Origin of the sequence: Moraxella atlantae NBRC 14588, assembly GCF_001591265.1 — a bacterium.
Lineage (GTDB): Bacteria > Pseudomonadota > Gammaproteobacteria > Pseudomonadales > Moraxellaceae > Faucicola > Faucicola atlantae.
Genome location: NZ_BCUL01000001.1, coordinates 316439 through 334754, shown reverse-complemented (window position 1 = coordinate 334754; position 18316 = coordinate 316439). Strand labels below are relative to the sequence as shown.

The window sequence follows — 18316 nt, the reverse complement described above, 5'->3', positions numbered from 1 at the left end:
AGATGCTTAAAAATAGCCTAAGCAAATAAGGATTTTTATGTCTAGCCAAAACCACACACTACCTGCACATATCCGCCAGTTGGTCGATAAAAAAAACTATGTGATTGCTATTAAGACCCACGCGCAAGAGCAGGGCATTAGCTTAGCAGACGCAAAAGCGCAAATTGATGCCTATGAGCACAGCCAAATGCCTATGCCAGCGCAAACAAAAACAACCGTACAACATAACGATATTGAGCATCTACAGCGTGGCGTAGATCAACATTTAACGGATCACAATATCCGTTTGCCATGGCTCAAACGTTGGCAAAAACGCGTACTGATTTTTGCCGTGATCGTGCTGGTGCTGGGCTTGTTGATATATCGTCAGTTTGGCTAAGACTTACTTGTTATCATGATTTAATCAACAAATTTTTTAAAACAATTTCGTAAATATCCACCAATGCCTCTAAATCCGCTACGTTGACACATTCATCAATCTGGTGAATGGTGGCATTGCACACGCCCAATTCGACCACTTGCGCGCCCATCGGGGCGATAAAACGCCCGTCAGATGTGCCGCCTGAGGTTGAAGGCGTGGCGTGTTCACCCGTTGTGGCAGCAATGGCTGTCTGACAAGCGGCAAGTAACGCGCCGTGCGCGGTCAAAAACGGCTGTCCCGATAGCTGCCAGTCGATTTGGTAGTGCGCCTCGCTGTTGGCAAAATGCTTGGCAAAAATTGCTTCGGTGCTGGCTGTTAGCGCGTCAGCTGTGGTTTCGGTGGAAAAACGAAAATTAAATTGCGCTGTCAAGGTTTGTGGGATGACGTTGCTTGCGCCTGTACCTGCGTTTAGGTTGGCAATTTGTAAACTGGTTGGTGGAAAATCGGCGTTACCGTTGTCCCAGCGCGTGGCAGCCAGCTCTGCCAAGGCAGGCAACGCGTGGTGAATGGGATTGACCGCCAACTGTGGATAGGCAACGTGACCTTGCTTGCCCGTCACCGTTAGATAACCGCCCAATGAACCGCGCCGTCCGTGCTTAATGACATCGCCTACACGCTTGCTGCTCGATGGCTCACCGACGATGCAATAATCAATGCGCTCACCGCGTGCGCGCAAAGTTTGTACCACTTCGGCGGTGCCATGCACGGATGGGCCTTCTTCATCTGCGGTGATGAGCAGTGCAATATCGCCTTGATGCTCGGGATGCTCACCAATAAAGCGTTCTAATGCTACCACAAATGCCGCAATCGCGGTTTTCATATCCGCCGCGCCACGTCCGTACAGATAGCCATCGTGCAATGTCGGCTCAAACGGTGGGTACGTCCATAACGCTTCATCGCCTGTTGGCACGACATCGGTATGCCCAACAAAGCACAGTACAGGTTTTTTTTCAGCCGTGTTTGGCGTTTGGGGCGCATCGTGTTGTGGCATACCGTGGCGTTTTGCCCACAGATTTTTGACTTGTGCGTCGCGCCCTGTGGCTTGGGTATCGCCAAAATACAAAGTTTCGCAGTCAAAACCCAATAAAGCCAGCCGCGCCGCCAAGATATCTTGGCACGCACCATCGTACGGCGTGACAGAAGGCTCACGCATCAGCTGCATGCTGAGTTCTAATACAGGTGAAAGTGATTGCGACATATTAATTTCCTAATTTTTATCAGGTATTGGTTGAATCAGGGGTTAAACCACCGCGACATCACGGCGCAGCCATGTAGCAATAGAGTAGCGCGTGCGTTGGGTGATATTGACTTGATGGCGCAAATCGCTGTTAAAAACCAACAACCGATTTGCCTGTGGCTGGCAAGTTTGCGTACCGCCGTATGCATCAATCAGCACCAATTCGCCGCCGTCGGCAGCGTGCCAGTCATCATTGAGATAAAACACCGCTGAGAGCACACGTTCATCGCGTCCTTGCGGATTGTCAGTATGCCATTGGTAGCCAAAACCTGCAGGGTAACAGGCATAATGCGCCTCGCAGTGTCGAATACCTGTAAATAACGTCGCATTAAACCAATTTGCCAAGCGTTCAATAGCACGTAAATACGCCAAGCCATACGGGCAAGTTTCATCCAGCCAGCGGATACGATCACCGCGAATATCACGCGCGTGTCTGCCTGCGGTTAGGTTTGCCAAGCGGTAGTCGATAAAGCCACTTTCGGCTTGTAGGGCGTATAAAGCAGGCGCAACAAAGCAATCATCGATCAGCAAAAAGCCATCGTTTGCCAATGTATCAAGTCCTGTTTCACCAAGGCGCGCTGCCCAATCGACTGCAAATAGCGTATCTAATGTTGTCTCGCTTAGATCGGCTGTCGGTGTATCTGATGGCAATTGCGTCATATCACCAGATGTTGGTATAAAAGAAATAGTCGTCAAATGATCGTGCCTGTGGCTATAAACCTTAAGTGTAAAAATATCAGCAGCGTGTGTCAAGCTATGCTAACATAGCGATTTGACAATGACGAAAAGCTTTTTGTACAAAAAAATTGGGCGATAAGGGGCACAGATGAACTACTTTCATAGCTATCATGCAGGCAATTTTGCCGATGTGATCAAACATTGCTTGCTCTTACAACTGCTTGCCCAACTCAGCCAAAAGCCTAAGCCCTATTACGTCCTTGATGCGTATGGTGGGCGCGGATTGTACTCGCTGGTTAGTGATGAGGCAAAAAAAACCAATGAAGCCAAGCTTGGCGTGACGCGCTTATTGGCGCATGACAACACCCACGCACCGCCCGCTGTGCAGACGTATTTGCAAGATTTGGCAGCGGCTAAGGCGCGCTATGACAAACACGTGTATCCTGGTTCACCATGGTTTATCGCGCATCATGCTGAAAAATACCCCGAACCTGCCATTCGTGCCGAAGCCTTTGAGCGTCATGCCGATGAGTACGATGCACTTAATTATCAACTACACCAATTGCCGATTGGCATCCACCACCGCAACGCCTACGAAGGCGTGTTGGCAGTCGTGCCGCCGCAAGAAAAGCGTGGATTGGTGCTACTTGACCCACCGTTTGAGCAAGAACACCGCGATTTTAGCAGCCTGGTGGAATTGTTGGTTAAAGCACATGGCAAATGGGCAACAGGCGTATTTGCGCTGTGGTATCCACTCAAAAATTCTGACGCAGTTAGCCTGTTTTACAAAAAAATGCAGCGCACCACCATTCGCCGCCAACTGGTGCTTGAGCTGTACGCCTATCCGCCTGATGTACCGATGGGGCTTAATGGCAGCGGTCTGTTGGTCATCAATCCGCCGTGGCAATTTGACGTCCACGCGGCACAAATTTTGGACTACTTGCAGCCAATCTTACAGCATCCCGACAGTCCACCAATTGCCAAAGACGCGCGCACACAAGTGCGTTGGTTGGTTGGTGAATAGTTTTACTGGTTAACAAATTTATTTAGATTAATCAATCCAGTGTTTAAAAATTACCCAATTGAGCCCATGAGCCATGTTTGCTCAAACCTGCTTAAAAAGTAACGTCACCAAAGACTATGACACCCAACCGCCCCCAACCGCCCCACGTGCCTTTGAGCGAGCAAGAGCAGCGGCATGAACAGCAGCTGCGCCAACAAGCTGAAGGCGATGATTATGACGGCTTAACCTTTGAGGTCATTGAGCACGCGCGTGTTGCCGATAAAACCATCGCGCAAAAAGGCGTGTATCTGATTCCCAATAGCTTCACCTTGCTGTCATTGTTGGCAGGGTTTTATTCAATTACTCAAAGCGCACTTGGGGATGGGCATTTTTATCATGCGTGTTTGGCGATTTTTGTGTCGGCATTGCTGGATGGTCTTGATGGGCGCGCGGCGCGGATGCTCAACGCGCAAAGCCCGTTTGGTGAGCAGATGGATTCGCTAGCCGACTGTATTGCCTTTGGGCTTGCACCTGCGTTGCTGATTTATCATTACGCTCTGCAACCACTGGGGCGGATTGGCATTGCCTGCGCATTTGTGTTCGCGGCGTGCGCTGCTATGCGTTTGGCGCGGTTTAATGTGCAAATCGGTGTGGTGGATAAAAAATATTTTATCGGTGTGGCAAGCCCACTGGCGGCAATTTTGGTGACCAGTTTTGTCATGGTGCATATGAGCTGGCAAGCTGAGCTACCACGCAGTAGTCATGGTTTTGCGATCGTTGCCGCTGTTTGGGTGGTGATCTCGGGTTTATTGATGGTGAGTAATTTAAAATACCATAGCTTTAAGCAGTTTGACAAAAAACGTGTACCGTTTGTGGTGCTGATTTTGTTGGTATTTGCACTCGGTATTGTATTGTACGATATCCCTGCAGGGATTTTAGCCATCAGCGTGATTTACGCGCTATCGGGGATTGTGACAGCAATTTTCAATAAGTTTAGATAATTTTTAAGAATTTAAAATAAAAATATAGACACTTTAAAAATATAGACACTTTGGTATTTTTTGAGGCACAAAAATTAGTTTTTTAAACAAAAATATAGCTATTTAAAGCTTGGCTGTTGTGTAACAGCAAAGTATTTTTGACTGACCAACGCGATGCAAAAACTCCCAAAAAACTTGCCAAAACGGGCATTTTAATCACCCAAAATGCCCGCAAAACCGCCCCAATGTGCTATAATATTACACTTTTTTAACACACAAAAAATTCGTTAAAAACCACGAGGAGCGTGCATGGCAACCGATTCAATCAGCCCAATCGGCATTGTTGAGGAACTCAAACAATCCTACCTAGATTATGCCATGAGCGTGATTATATCGCGCGCGCTGCCCGATGTCCGCGACGGGCTTAAACCCGTGCACCGCCGCGTGCTGTACGCCATGCATGAGTTGTCTAACGATTACAATAAGCCGTATAAAAAATCCGCGCGTGTGGTCGGCGATGTCATCGGTAAGTACCATCCGCATGGCGACACGGCGGTGTATGACGCGATTGTGCGCTTGGCGCAACCGTTTTCGATGCGCTATATGTTGATTGATGGGCAAGGTAACTTTGGCTCGGTAGATGACGACCCACCTGCCGCCATGCGGTACACCGAAGTGCGTATGCAGCGTCTAACCCAACAAATGCTTGGTGATTTGGACAAAGACACGGTGGATTGGGAAGCCAACTACGATGGTTCAGAGCAGATGCCAAGCGTATTGCCTGCCCGCATTCCCAATTTGTTGGTCAATGGCGCGACGGGGATTGCGGTGGGTATGGCGACCAACATGGCACCACACAACCTCACCGAGGTGATCAACGCCTGTTTAGCATACGCCGATGACCCACACATCAGCAATGAAGGCCTGATGCAGCATATCAGCGGTCCTGATTTTCCGACAGGTGGTATTATTTATGGGCGAGCAGGCATTGTTGATGCTTATCGCACAGGCAAGGGACGGCTGCATCTGCGTGGACGCTATTACATTGAGCCGATGAGTGAAAGTGGCGCAAATAAGGATCGTGAACGTATTGTTTTTACTGAAATTCCTTATCAAGTCAATAAAGCCAAACTGATTGAAAAAATCGCCGAACTGGTGCGCGATAAAAAGCTTGAAGGCATCAGCGAGATTCGTGATGAATCCGACAAAGACGGGCTGCGTATCGCCATTGACTTACGCCGTGGCGAGAATGCTGAAGTTATTGTCAATAATTTATTTATTCAAACGCCGCTAGAATCTAGTTTTAGCATTAATATGGTCGCGCTTGATCAAGGACAGCCGAAGCTGATGACCTTGCGTGATTTGATTGCCGCGTTTGTCCGTCACCGCCAAGAAGTTGTGACGCGGCGCACGGCGTTTGAATTAGCCAAAGCATTGGCACGTGGGCATTTGCTTGAAGGCCTAAGCGTCGCACTAGCCAATATTGATGCGATCATTGAAACCATCAAAACCTCTGCCAACCGCCAACAGGCGCGTGAGAATTTGCTGGCAAACACTTGGCAAGCAGGTGGCGTGCTGGTACTGCTTGAGGCGGCAGGTAGCACCTCGGTACGTCCCGACACCATCGAGGGCGAAGACCCCACTGCGCCGTTTGGATTGATTGCTGACCATCAGTATCGATTATCGCCTGAGCAGGTCAATGCGATTTTAGATATGCAGTTGCACCGCCTGACAGGACTTGAGCAAGAAAAACTACAGCAAGAATTCCAAGAAATTCTAGCCTTGATTGCAGAGCTGCAAAGTATTTTGGCAGATTTCACCAAATTGATGGACGTGATTAAAGCCGAATTGCACGATATTGTGCAAAACTTTGGTGACGCGCGTAAAACCCAAATCGTCGATAGTCGCAGCGATTTTAGCCGCGCTGACTTGATCCCCGAACAAACTGTGGTGCTGACGGTGTCGCGCACAGGCTATGCCAAAACCCAACCAATCAGTGACTATGTGGCACAAAAACGCGGCGGTAAAGGCAAATCAGCCACAGCAATGAAAGAAGATGATGTCATTGACCACATGGTGGTAACGTCGACGCACAACAACGTGATGATTTTTACCGACAGTGGGCGTGTGTTTAGCTTACAAGGCTTTGAAGTCCCGCTTGCCAGTCGTGGTGCGCGTGGGCGACCTTTGGTAAATTTGATTCCGCTACAGACTGACGAAAACGTTACCGCGATTTTGCCGCTTTCAGACGTACAAGAGGATCAATTTGTATTTTTTGCCACCGCCAATGGCACAGTCAAACGCGTGGCTTTGGCAGAATTTGGGCACGGCAATATTCGAAAAAATGGCTTAATCGCGCTGAGCCTAGACGATGGTGACAAATTGGTTAGCGTTAAAATCACCAATGGCAGCCAACAAGTTATGCTATTTGCCGATAGCGGTAAGGCGATTCGGTTTCATGAATCGGATGTCCGCGTGATGGGGCGTACGGCGCGTGGCGTGCGTGGTATGCGGATCGATGACAACGAGTCGATCATGTCATTGGTGGTGGTCGAAGACGACGCGCAGGATACACAAGAATTGCTGATTGCCTGTGAAAATGGCTTTGGTAAGCGCACCGATGTTGGTGAATTTAATACCCAAAACCGCGGTGGTGGTGGCGTGATTGCCATCAAAACCAGTGAGCGTAACGGCAAACTGGTGCGCGCATTACGCATTGAAGTGAGCGATGATGTGATTTTGATTTCTAATAACGGCACACTGGTGCGTACGCCTGTTGCCCAAATTGCCCAAACAGGGCGCAATGCGCAAGGCGTGACATTGATTCGTTTGGGCCAAGATGAGCGATTGGTGTCGATGGCACGCGTTGAGGGTAGTGATGATGCGTTGATCGATGATGAGATAGCGGCTAGCCAAGCGCAAGATGCACCAGACGCATCAGACGCATCAGACGTGGCAGCCGATGAGGAATACGACCTAACCGAAGCCATGCAAGAAGACGGGTTACTGGTCGATGATGAGCTGGCAGAGGATGAACGCCTAACCCTTGATGATGCCGATGACGCGCAGTAGTGAGCGATGAACCAAACTACCTTGCCAACGCCAAGTCATCATTTTAAACGCTTGTTGCAGGTCGATAAAATCCGCCACCCACGCGACTTTGTCGGCTTGTCGCCTGCATTTTGGCAAGCGCATAGCGGACGCGTGTGCTTAGAGATTGGTGCAGGTAAAGGCAAGCACGCGTTACAGTTCGCTACTGCCCATCCTGACCACCAACTGATTGCCATTGAGCGCACACAAGAAAAGTTTGCCGCCATGGCAAGGCTTGCGCTACAAGCGGATTTGCCGAATTTGCAGGTGATTCATGCCGATGCGATCGCGTGGAGTGTCTTTGCTTTGCCACCCAATAGCCTAAGCAAAGTTTTTATTTTATACCCCAATCCTGAACCGCATAATCCCAACCAACGTTGGTTAAATATGCCATTTTTTGAGTTTTTGTTATCGCGCGTGCAAGCAGATGGACACATTGTGTTGGCAAGTAATGTTGCGCCTTATATCAATGAAGCTGAGGACAAAGCGGTCAATGTGTGGCAACTGCCAACAACACGCCAGCTTGTTCCCACTGATAGCCAACGCACGCATTTTGAAATCAAATACTTGGCACGAGGGCAGACGTGTTGGCAGCTTGAGATGGTTAAGCCGACAGGCTATGTGACACGGTTTGACGAAGTGGTTTAGATAAAACCGCTTGGTAGGATAACACCGATTTGGCATTATCCTGATTTGATTTTAAACTTGCTGTTATTTTGTGGTGACCTCAAGCGGTGTAGTCTGCGTATCATCCACGCGTACCACGTATGTGCGCGCGATTTTATCATGCAGGCTTTGGCGGTCCGCGTTGGTGAACATCACCACAAAATCAATAATCAGCGCAATGATGCCCACCACTGACATCGAATACACGACCCATGTCAGCACACTACGCAAAATAATAAGATTGAAAAAATTTGGAATGGCGTTGCTTTGACGGTCAAGAATACGAATACCCACCAACATTTTGCCCAGTGTCTGCCCACGGCGCAAAAGTAAAAACAACTGACTAAACACAATACCAATCAGCAAAATAGTTGAAAGCCACAAATATTGCTGCGGCAGTGCCGATAACGCGCCTGTCATTAGGGTGTTTAGTTCACCATACACGTCAGCAAATGGCTTGCCCGATTCGGCAAGCTTAACGATTTGCCCGTAATTGGGGCTTTTCATGATTTGTAGCCACAAAATCAGATTGGGCAATGAAAATAAAATTAAATCAATCAGTTTTGCCAAAATACGGCTACCGATACCTGCTAGCATTAGTTGCTTGCGCGCGCCGCTGATATCTTTGCTTGGGTCTTTTGATGTTTTGGTCAAAATCAGTTTTGCGCCTGTTTTGTCGTCCCTTGGTTTGTGGTTTTGTGGGCTGCGGTGGGAATTTTGGCTATTGTAGCGATCCCACACGTCTGACGATTTTTTGTCTTGTGCGGCGTATTGGTCAGGTGTGTTATTGATAATATAGTCCGCGTCATCATCGGCAGGCGCGACTGGGCTGCTCACCACCACACTGGGGTGGTAAAAATTTTGCCCGTTGGTCATCTCGCCCACGTATTGCCAATTTGCCATGCCTTCATGCCACATCAAGTCATTAAGGGCGACTTGCCCACTTGATAGCATGTGGTTGAGTTGTTCTAAAGTGTACGGCCCAGCTTGCTCGTTGTTGCGCGCCAAAAAAATATACATAAACGCTGCGCTCCCCAAATCATTGTTTAGTGTTTAATCTAAAATAATAACGCCAAGTGACGCTAAAGTCTACTTGGCGTTAGGCGCGTGTCATATGAATAACACGCTAGTTTTGGCAACGCTTAGGCGTCGTCACGTGCTTCACCTGCAAGGAAGAACCATGTGTCAAGCACTGAGTCGGGGTTTAATGATACTGAGGTGATGCCTTGCTGCATGAGCCACATCGCAAGGTCTGGGTGGTCAGATGGACCTTGTCCACAAATACCGACGTATTTGCCTTGCGCGTTACACGCATCAATCGCCATTTTTAGCAGTTTTTTCACCGCAGGGTCGCGCTCATCAAACAACTGTGACACGATGCCTGAGTCACGGTCAAGTCCCAAGGTCAGCTGGGTCAAGTCATTTGAACCGATTGAGAAACCGTCGAAGTATTGCAAGAATTCTTCTGCCAGTAGGGCGTTGGTTGGCAACTCACACATCATAATAACGCGTAAGCCGTTTTCACCACGTTTTAGCCCATTTTTTTCTAACAATTCAAGCACTTTTGCGGCTTCGTTGGTAGTGCGCACAAACGGGATCATGATTTCAACATTGGTTAAGCCCATCTCATCACGAACGCGTTTAAGCGCGCGGCACTCAAGCTCAAAGCAATCGCGGAAGTTTTCTGACACATAGCGGCTCGCACCACGGAAACCAAGCATTGGGTTTTCTTCGGCAGGTTCGTATAGTTTACCACCGATCAGGTTGGCGTATTCGTTAGATTTAAAATCTGACATACGCACGATGACAGGTTTGTCTTTGAATGCAACGGCCAGTGTGGCGATACCTTCGACCAATTTATCCACATAAAAATCGACAGGTGAGGCATAGCCTGCCATGCGCTCTTGGATCGCTTGTACGATTTCACGTGGTAAGGTATTCATATTCAACAAGGCTTTAGGGTGCACGCCAATCATGCGGTTGATGATGAACTCAAGACGCGCCAAGCCAACACCGCGGTTTGGAATTTGGGCAAAGCTAAACGCGCGGTCAGGGTTACCCACATTCATCATGACTTTAAATGCCAATTCTGGCATTGAGTCAATTGAGTTGTTTTGCACCTCAAATGGCAAGTTGCCTTCGTAAATGTAGCCTGTGTCGCCTTCAGCGCATGACACAGTAACTTCTTGCCCATCGGTCAATAGTTCGGTTGCGTTGCCACAGCCAACAATCGCAGGCACACCCAATTCACGCGCAATGATCGCTGCGTGACAGGTGCGTCCGCCGCGGTTAGTCACGATCGCAGCAGCGCGTTTCATGACAGGTTCCCAGTCAGGGTCAGTCATATCAGAGACAAGCACGTCGCCTTCTTGTACTTTCTCCATCTCGTGGATTGATTTGACCACGCGCACGCGACCTGCGCCAATACGCTGCCCGATTGAGCGACCTTCACAAATAACTTCACCGCTTTCTTTTAGAATATAACGTTCCATCGTGTTGTGATTTTCACGGCTCTTGACGGTTTCAGGGCGCGCTTGCACGATAAACAACTTGCCGCTGTCACCGTCTTTTGCCCACTCGATATCCATCGCGTGACCGTAATGTTTTTCGATGATCATGGCTTGTTTGGCAAGCTCAACCAGTTCATCATTGCTTAAACAAAATTGGTTGCGCTCGGTTTTTTCAACAGGTACGATTTTGGTTGATTTACCTGCTGAATGTTGGTCAGCATAGACCATTTTTTGTTGTTTGGTGCCCAAGTTGCGGCGGATGATAGCAGCCTTGCCAGCATTGAGTAGGCTTTTTGAGAGGTAGTATTCATCGGGGTTGACCGCACCTTGTACCACCATCTCGCCTAAACCATAGCTTGCGGTGATAAACACAACATCATCAAAACCGCTTTCGGTGTCGATGGTGAACATCACGCCTGATGTGCCTGTCTCTGAGCGTACCATACGCTGTACACCTGCCGACAACGCCACGCCTGCGTGCTCAAAGCCTTTGTGTACACGGTAAGCAATCGCGCGGTCATTGTAAAGTGAAGCAAATACTTCTTTGATAGCAATCAAAATGTTATCAATGCCGCGAATGTTCAAGAAGGTTTCTTGCTGACCTGCAAATGATGCATCAGGCAAGTCTTCTGCCGTGGCTGAAGAACGCACCGCTACCGCGATCTCATCGCCGCCGCTCATTTCAGCGTAAGCGTCACGGATCGCTTGCTCAAGATCGGCAGGCAAGTCTTGCGCGATGATCATCTCGCGAATCTGTTGTCCCACACGCGCCAATTCTAGCACATCATTCACATCCAAACCTTGTAATGCTGTGCTGATTTTGTCGCTCAAGCCAGTGTCATGCAAAAATTTGTTAAACGCATCTGCGGTCGTAGCAAAACCACCAGGTACGCTCACGCCCAAATCTGTCAAATGGCTGATCATCTCACCCAATGATGCATTTTTACCGCCAACCTTGTCGATGTCATTTTTGCCCAACTTGCTTAACGCAATGACTTGTCCACTCATAGTATATACTCCAATAATAACCCAGATAAATGGTGTTATTTCATGCCGATTATAAAGGTAACTCGATTATAAAACGTTTTTTGGCAAAATACGATAGCTAAATGACAAATTTTGTCAAAATCGACAAATTTTTATTGTTTTATCATTTAAAGATAGTCAAATCACCCAAAAATCTTTGCATGAACCTCAAATTTGCGTGCTGATCAGGCAAGTGGTAGCAAGTGCGGCGCAAAAATTAGTATAAATAGCCAAATTTGCGTATAATACCGACAATCGTGACATGGATATAAATCGGATCGGTATGGCGTGTAATGACCGCCAGCAGATGATGATCGTTAATTATTGGGGCGCACTTGCCCTTATTTGGTTATCTAAATTATGCAAATCACTTCATCGCCCAACAAAACCATTCAAAACAAAGACGCTTTGGGCGGGCATGACGCGCACGCCATGCGCAGTGTATTTTTTATTTCTGATGGTACGGCGATTACGTCTGAAACATTGGGGCGTTCGATTTTAAGCCGTTTTGCCAGTGTGCCGTTTGAAACGTTTGTTATCCCGTACGTCGATACGCTTGAGCGCGCTGACGATGCGGTCAATCAAATCAACATGGCGCATCAACGCTATGGCTACCGTCCGTTGGTGTTTGACACTATTGTTGACCCTGTCATTCGTGAGCGCATCAACGCGGCAGAAGCTTTTAACCTTGATATCTATGAAGGGTTAGTGGGTAAAATCGCCGAAGAAATTGAAGTTGAGCCGTCAGAGAGCATCGGCACGTTTCATGGCGATGTCGATTCAGACAGTTACAAGGCGCGTATCGATGCGGTGCATTTTGCCCTAGACAATGACGATGGCGCGCGCACGACGCATTATGACGCAGCGGATATTATTTTAATTGGTGTATCGCGCTCGGGCAAAACGCCAACGTCGCTATATTTGGCGTTACAGTTTGGTATTCGCGCGGCCAACTATCCTTTGACCGAAGATGATTTATTTGAAAATAGCTTACCCAAAGCGTTACGCCCATTTAAAGACAAGCTATTTGGTTTGGTCATCGACACCGACCGCTTGGTTAAAATTCGCAATGAACGTCGCGCAGGTAGCCGCTACGCCAGTTACCAGCAATGCCAGCAAGAGTTGCGCGCGATTCAGGGCATTTATATTTCACAAGGCATTCCAAACATTGATGTATCAACCATGTCAATTGAAGAAATCGCCACACGGATTTTGCAAATGACGGGGTTAAAACGGCGGATCGGCTGATCTTTTGATTCAAACCTGACCATTTATAGTGCTTGATTAAGCCTATGATGACAAAAGCTGTTTGATCAAAAAATGATTGGCATGTTTAACAGGTTATTAATGAATGTTTGCTAATATATAGCAGGTATGACCATGTGAGTAGATCACAGGCTAACGCTTGATTTAACAATAAATTTAAAAAATTGAGGAATTACCATGGCAAAACGCGCCAATAGCAAAAACGACAACACCACCGCACCCGAGGATATCACCCAAACTGAAACCTATGAGCTCAATACCGACAGTGTGTTGGATAGTGAGCCTGTAGAGCCACCTGCCACCGCGCCAAAAACCATCAGTGAGTCGGGCAAAAAAGCCAATACCGACAGTATCGGGCAGGAGGATGACAAATCCAAAGCGTTTGACGACGCTGTGCATTTTGACTTAATCAGCCCATTGGACAATACGCGCATTAATCTAAAACGCTTTAGTGCCAAGAAAAATGAGCACAAATACGATTATGATGCGGTGGTAATTGGGGCAGGCCCGGCAGGCGAAGCTGCGGCGATGAAAATCGCCAAAAGTGGGCTCAAGGTTGCGGTGATTGATCCGCGTAAACAAGTGGGCGGTAACTGCACCCACGTGGGTACAATTCCAAGTAAGGCGCTGCGCCAGTCAGTGTTTAATATCATTAGTAATCGACGTGATCCGATTTTAAACCAAGGCATTGATTATCATTTAATTCCTTTAAATAAAGTTTTGTCAAAGGCGCGTGAAGTGGTGCGTAACCAAGTCGATACCCACACGCGTTTTTATGAGCGTAACCAAGTCGATTTAATTCACGGCTGGGCAAGTTTTAAAGACCGCCACACGATTCAAGTCGCGCTATCAGACGGGGCTGAACAAGAAGTTACGTTTGAAAAAGCCATCATCACCGTTGGCAGCCGTCCGTATCGTCCCGATTTTGTCGATTTTGATCATCCGCGCGTGTTTGATTCAGATAAAATCTTGCAGATGGATTACATCGTTCAGCGCATTATTATTTATGGCGCAGGTGTAATTGGCTGTGAGTACGCGTCAATTTTCACAGGTCTAGGTTATAAAGTTGATTTGATCAACACCCAAGGGCAGCTATTAAACTATTTAGATGCCGAGATCTCAGATGCGTTGTCGCATGACTTTCGCCAATTTGGCGTGTTGATTCGCAACAACGAAGAAATTGACCGCTTAGAGACGTATGACGATTGCGTGATTTTATACCTTAAAAGCGGCAAACGCATCAAATCTGACGCGCTGCTGTGGTGTAATGGACGCTCAGCCAATACCGACAGCCTAAACCTTGGCGCGATTGGCCTTGAGCCGATTCGACGCGGACAGCTTAAAGTTAATGAATTTTATCAAACCGATGTTGATAATATTTATGCCGCAGGCGATGTTATCGGCTGGCCGTCGCTTGCGTCAGCGGCGTATGACCAAGGGCGCTGTGCTGCAGCTTATATGGTTGGTGATGAAAACGCGCGCCCTGTACAAAGCGTACCGACGGGAATTTATACAATTCCAGAAATTTCAAGCATCGGTAAAACCGAGCAGCAGCTAACCGAAGAAAAAGTACCGTACGAAGTTGGGCAGGCGTTTTTTAAACATTTGGCACGTGCGCAAATCATCGGTGAGCGCAGTGGCGTGTTAAAAATTCTGTTCCATCGTGAGACGCTAGAGATCTTGGGTATCCACTGCTATGGCAATCATGCGTCAGAGATTATCCACATCGGACAGGCGGTGATGGAGAGCAAAGGCGGCAACACGTTAGAGTACTTTATTAATACCACCTTTAACTATCCGACGATGGCAGAGGCGTATCGCGTGGCGGCACTAAATGGGTTAAATCGGGTGTTTTAAGTGGTACAAAATAAAACGATTAAGCTTGTCGTACCGTTTGATGCGCTGCAGCCACAGTTGGCGGCGGCATGTCAGTCGTTAAAGCTTACACTATCTGACCACCAACAGCGGCAGTTGTTGTATTATTTGCAGCAGCTGTTGGTGTGGAACAAAGCATTTAACCTAACTGCGATCAAAGATCCGCATGAGGCGTTGGTGAAGCATATTTTTGATAGCTTAGCTATCGTGCCGCATATCAATGCCGTCTATCAAAATACCATTGGCAATAATTCTGCCCAAACGTTGCTGGATGTGGGTACAGGGGCAGGTCTGCCTGCCGCGGTGATTGCGATTGCTTTGCCTGATCTTGCGGTCACCGCGCTTGATAGCAACGCCAAAAAAGTGCGTTTTATCAAACAGATGGTCGGTGAGTTGGGCTTGAACAATTTATACCCGATTGCCGAACGCATTGAGGCGCATACAGGGCAATATGCCATGATTACATCGCGCGCGTTTGCATCGTTGCCTGATTTTGTCAGCCAAACAGCGCATTGCTTGGCGGCTGATGGCACGCTATTGGCGATGAAAGGTGTGTTGCCGGTAGATGAAATTGCGCAATTTAGCGATACATGGCAGGTACAAACGTGTGTGCTAACCGTGCCACAGCTATATGAAGCGCGACATTTGGTGCAAATGACACGGTAAAAAATTGGCACAGTGATTTGAAAAGTTGAGAAACCAAACATGGATATTTTAGCGGTCGCCAACCAAAAAGGCGGCGTGGGCAAAACCACCACCGCCGTGAATTTGGCAAGCGCACTGGCATATAAAGGCAAGCGCGTACTGCTGATTGATTTGGACGCGCAAGGCAACGCCACTACCGCGTCAGGCTTAGACAAACGCGCGTTGGATTACAGCGTTGCCGACGTGTTGCTAGACGGTATACCAATGCGTGAGGCGATTGTAGCAAGCGAGGTTGGCTATGATGTGCTCGGTGCCAACAGTGATTTGTCGGGTATTGATTTGGCGTTGAGTCAAAAACCCAACAATTACGCGATTTTGACCCAAGCCATGCAAGCTTTAAGCGCGCCCAATCAAACAGCGGCGTATGATTTTATTATTATTGACTGTGCACCAAGTCTGAGTCTTTTGACCATCAATGCCATGTGCGCCACCCGCGGCGTGATTATCCCGATGCAGTGCGAATACTTTGCCTTAGAAGGTTTGGCAGATTTATCACGCACCATCGAGCGGCTAACCGAGCTCAATCCAGACTTACACATTCGTGGTGTGCTGCGCACATTGTTTGACCCACGCAATACCTTATCCAACGATGTGTCTCATGAGCTTGCCGCGCATTTTGGCGATACGTTGTTTAACACCTTTATTCCGCGGAATGTACGCCTTGCCGAAGCCCCTGCGCACGGCATGCCGATTGACCAATACGAACCAAGCTCTAAAGGGGCAAAGGCTTATCAACAACTTGCCGATGAAGTGATTGCCCAAAGCCAAAAGTTACAGCTGATTTAGTCGGCAAAAAAGGTTGTGTTGTGTGGCTGAACTGATTAAGATAGCCGGTTTAGGTGAAAGCTTAGGCGTTTTGGCGGTGCCGCGGTCAAAATGCGCATGGTTGCGGCAGGATGGTACAAAAGGATTGGGGTAATGGCAAAAAAACGCGGGCTGGCGTCAAATCGGGGATTGGACGCGCTGCTAGGTTCAATTAAAACCGAAAAGCTGATTGCAGGTAATCTGGTAGCCAGCCCGATTGTCACGCCCAACTCAGCACCCACTGAGGCTAATCATGCGCCAACCACCGAGCTGCTGGCAACGCCTGAGGTGACGGATGCCAATGCCAATACAGGACAGCACACAGACGAGCATCCGACCATCGCAAGCCTTAATAGCCAAACCCAAACTGCAGATTTTACCCAGTATCTGCAGGATCTAAACGCGCACAGCTTAGCGGCTGAACCATCACCTACGCCATCCACGGCAAAGCAAGCCGGCGCCCAACCCAACGCTGCGCCAAAACCTTTGCATGATCACAATACAGCTGATATCAGTATTGATAGCACGATCAATCTATTGCATATTGGTGTTGAGCGTTTACAACGCGGCAAATATCAACCGCGGCTAGATTTGGGCGAAGATACTTTGCAAGAGTTGGCAACCTCAATTCGCCAACATGGCGTGATGCAGCCGATTGTCATTCGCCCATTGCTCAAACCTGAGCCTGATTCACCCGTTACCCATGAGATCATTGCAGGTGAGCGGCGTTGGCGCGCGGCACAAATTGCAGGCTTAAGCCATATCCCTGCTATTGTTCGCCCGATTTCTGATGATTTGGCGATTGCGTTGGCACTTATTGAAAATATCCAGCGTGAAGACTTATCAGTCATGGAGCAGGCCGTTGCGCTACAACGTTTTCATGATGAATTTGGCATGAGCCATGCCCAGATTGCTGATGTGGTCGGTAAGGCGCGTACCACAGTGTCAAATTTATTGCGCCTTAATCAGCTGCATGAAGAGGTTAAAACCTTGCTCAATGATGGGCAGCTAGACATGGGGCACGCGCGGGCATTGCTTGCGATTTCTGCCGAGCAGCAACCACAAATAGCCAAAAAAATTGCCAATGAACAGCTGACCGTACGCCAAACCGAACAGCTGATCAAACAAATTCTTGATCCCAAAGCCAATACACCAAAGACGCAGCCGCTGGATTTTGAGCGTTTACGGCTAAATCAGCAGCTGTCTGAACGCCTAGGCGCGGTGGTCAAAGTCAAGGGTTCATCGGCAGGCAAGGGCAGCATTGAGATTTTTTTTCACAATGCCGATGAGCTGCAAGCTTTATTAAGTCAGCTGCAGCCTGCGTCAGAATAAGTCGCATTGGTTCATAAATTCGATAGTTTTTTCAATGATCAAACAAATGCGAGGTAGCGGTAGTAGCATGTGGGAGTTGATTCGGGCAGGCGGTTGGTTGATGGCACCGATTGTGGTGTGTTCGATTTTAATGCTGATTGTAATTATCGAGCGCGCTTTAAAGCTCAAAACCTCAGCGGTCGCACCTGCGCACTTGCGTGAACAGCTATTGGCGCGGCTGATTGAGCAGGGCGATATCTCACGTGAAGATTTGACCAATGTGCAAGCCAATTCACCGCTGGGTGACATCTTGGCAACGGGGCTGCTGCATCGGCGGTATGGTATAGAGTCTATGACCCTGCATATGCAAAATCGCGCCAGTGTGCAGATCCATGCGCTTGAAAAACACATCAATCTACTGGGTACTATTGGTGCGATTGCACCGCTACTGGGGCTTTTGGGCACGGTGGTGGGTATTATCAGCTCGTTTTTGGCATTGACTGAAGGCGCAACCCAAGACCCAACCATGCTTGCGGCAGGGATTTCACAGGCGTTGATTACCACGGCAGGCGGTATGGTGGTAGCGATTCCTGCGGTCATTGCGTATCGCTATTTTCAGCGTCGGGTGGTGGATATCAGCGTCCGCTTTGAGCAAGAGGCAGGTTTGCTATTACAAGAGCTGGCAGAGCACGGTTTGTTAAATGCCGCCGCTCATGCGACACCCACGGCGGAGGGTGCATAGCT

General features: G+C 48.4%; 15 protein-coding genes. 11 read left to right on the top strand and 4 right to left on the bottom strand.

Annotated features, from left to right (window positions below; genetic code table 11):
- The first annotated feature begins 37 nt into the window (after positions 1 to 37).
- Positions 38 to 379 (top strand): hypothetical protein, encoded by a 342-nt coding sequence (locus MA2_RS01385; RefSeq protein WP_067055290.1) that lies wholly within the window; start codon positions 38 to 40, stop codon positions 377 to 379.
- A 13-nt stretch (positions 380 to 392) separates the two neighbouring features.
- Here the strand turns inward: MA2_RS01385 and dapE are convergent, their stop codons facing one another.
- Together dapE and MA2_RS01375 are read right to left on the bottom strand one after the other, a co-directional pair.
- Positions 393 to 1619 (bottom strand): succinyl-diaminopimelate desuccinylase, encoded by a 1227-nt coding sequence (gene dapE / locus MA2_RS01380; RefSeq protein ID WP_067055286.1) that lies wholly within the window; start codon positions 1617 to 1619, stop codon positions 393 to 395.
- 42 nt (positions 1620 to 1661) lie between these two features.
- The gene (locus MA2_RS01375; RefSeq protein ID WP_079351974.1) at positions 1662 to 2318 is read right to left on the bottom strand and encodes a 2OG-Fe(II) oxygenase; all 657 of its coding nucleotides are present in this window, start codon (positions 2316 to 2318) and stop codon (positions 1662 to 1664) included.
- A gap of 166 nt (positions 2319 to 2484) precedes the next feature.
- Between MA2_RS01375 and MA2_RS01370 the strand changes: the two genes are divergently transcribed.
- The 4 genes from MA2_RS01370 to trmB all read left to right on the top strand — a co-directional run bounded on the left by MA2_RS01370 (position 2485) and on the right by trmB (position 8057).
- Positions 2485 to 3360 carry a 23S rRNA (adenine(2030)-N(6))-methyltransferase RlmJ gene (locus MA2_RS01370; RefSeq protein ID WP_067055283.1) on the top strand — a complete coding sequence of 292 codons (876 nt, stop codon included), beginning with the start codon at positions 2485 to 2487 and terminating at the stop codon, positions 3358 to 3360.
- Positions 3361 to 3476: 116 nt separating this feature from the next.
- A complete protein-coding gene (gene pssA, locus MA2_RS01365; RefSeq protein ID WP_079351975.1) occupies positions 3477 to 4340 on the top strand; it encodes a CDP-diacylglycerol--serine O-phosphatidyltransferase in 864 nt (287 codons plus the stop codon).
- 288 nt (positions 4341 to 4628) lie between these two features.
- Positions 4629 to 7391 (top strand): DNA gyrase subunit A, encoded by a 2763-nt coding sequence (gene gyrA / locus MA2_RS01360; protein ID WP_067055280.1) that lies wholly within the window; start codon positions 4629 to 4631, stop codon positions 7389 to 7391.
- A 6-nt stretch (positions 7392 to 7397) separates the two neighbouring features.
- On the top strand, positions 7398 to 8057 hold the full coding sequence (gene trmB / locus MA2_RS01355; protein WP_067055276.1) for a tRNA (guanine(46)-N(7))-methyltransferase TrmB: 660 nt from the start codon (positions 7398 to 7400) through the stop codon (positions 8055 to 8057).
- A gap of 63 nt (positions 8058 to 8120) precedes the next feature.
- On the opposite strand, the gene MA2_RS01350 is transcribed toward trmB, so the two are convergent.
- Positions 8121 to 9095 (bottom strand): RDD family protein, encoded by a 975-nt coding sequence (locus MA2_RS01350; RefSeq protein WP_067055272.1) that lies wholly within the window; start codon positions 9093 to 9095, stop codon positions 8121 to 8123.
- A 122-nt stretch (positions 9096 to 9217) separates the two neighbouring features.
- Complete coding sequence (gene ppsA / locus MA2_RS01345; protein ID WP_067055269.1) at positions 9218 to 11593, bottom strand: phosphoenolpyruvate synthase; 2376 nt, start codon at positions 11591 to 11593, stop codon at positions 9218 to 9220.
- 450 nt (positions 11594 to 12043) lie between these two features.
- Here ppsA and ppsR point away from each other — a divergent pair, with 450 nt between their 5' ends.
- The 6 genes from ppsR to MA2_RS01315 all read left to right on the top strand — a co-directional run bounded on the left by ppsR (position 12044) and on the right by MA2_RS01315 (position 18314).
- A complete protein-coding gene (gene ppsR / locus MA2_RS01340) occupies positions 12044 to 12859 on the top strand; it encodes a posphoenolpyruvate synthetase regulatory kinase/phosphorylase PpsR (RefSeq protein ID WP_245945379.1) in 816 nt (271 codons plus the stop codon).
- 195 nt (positions 12860 to 13054) lie between these two features.
- Positions 13055 to 14734 carry a Si-specific NAD(P)(+) transhydrogenase gene (gene sthA / locus MA2_RS01335; protein WP_245945321.1) on the top strand — a complete coding sequence of 560 codons (1680 nt, stop codon included), beginning with the start codon at positions 13055 to 13057 and terminating at the stop codon, positions 14732 to 14734.
- Positions 14735 to 15418: a 16S rRNA (guanine(527)-N(7))-methyltransferase RsmG gene (gene rsmG / locus MA2_RS01330; protein WP_067055263.1), complete on the top strand. Its 684-nt coding sequence runs from the start codon at positions 14735 to 14737 to the stop codon at positions 15416 to 15418. It begins immediately after the preceding gene.
- 39 nt (positions 15419 to 15457) lie between these two features.
- Positions 15458 to 16243 carry a ParA family protein gene (locus tag MA2_RS01325; RefSeq protein ID WP_067055260.1) on the top strand — a complete coding sequence of 262 codons (786 nt, stop codon included), beginning with the start codon at positions 15458 to 15460 and terminating at the stop codon, positions 16241 to 16243.
- Between the two features lie 132 nt (positions 16244 to 16375).
- Positions 16376 to 17593: a ParB/RepB/Spo0J family partition protein gene (locus MA2_RS01320; protein ID WP_067055436.1), complete on the top strand. Its 1218-nt coding sequence runs from the start codon at positions 16376 to 16378 to the stop codon at positions 17591 to 17593.
- Between the two features lie 67 nt (positions 17594 to 17660).
- Entirely contained in the window at positions 17661 to 18314 is a 654-nt protein-coding gene (locus MA2_RS01315; RefSeq protein WP_067055433.1) for a MotA/TolQ/ExbB proton channel family protein, read from the top strand.
- Positions 18315 to 18316: the final 2 nt, after the last annotated feature.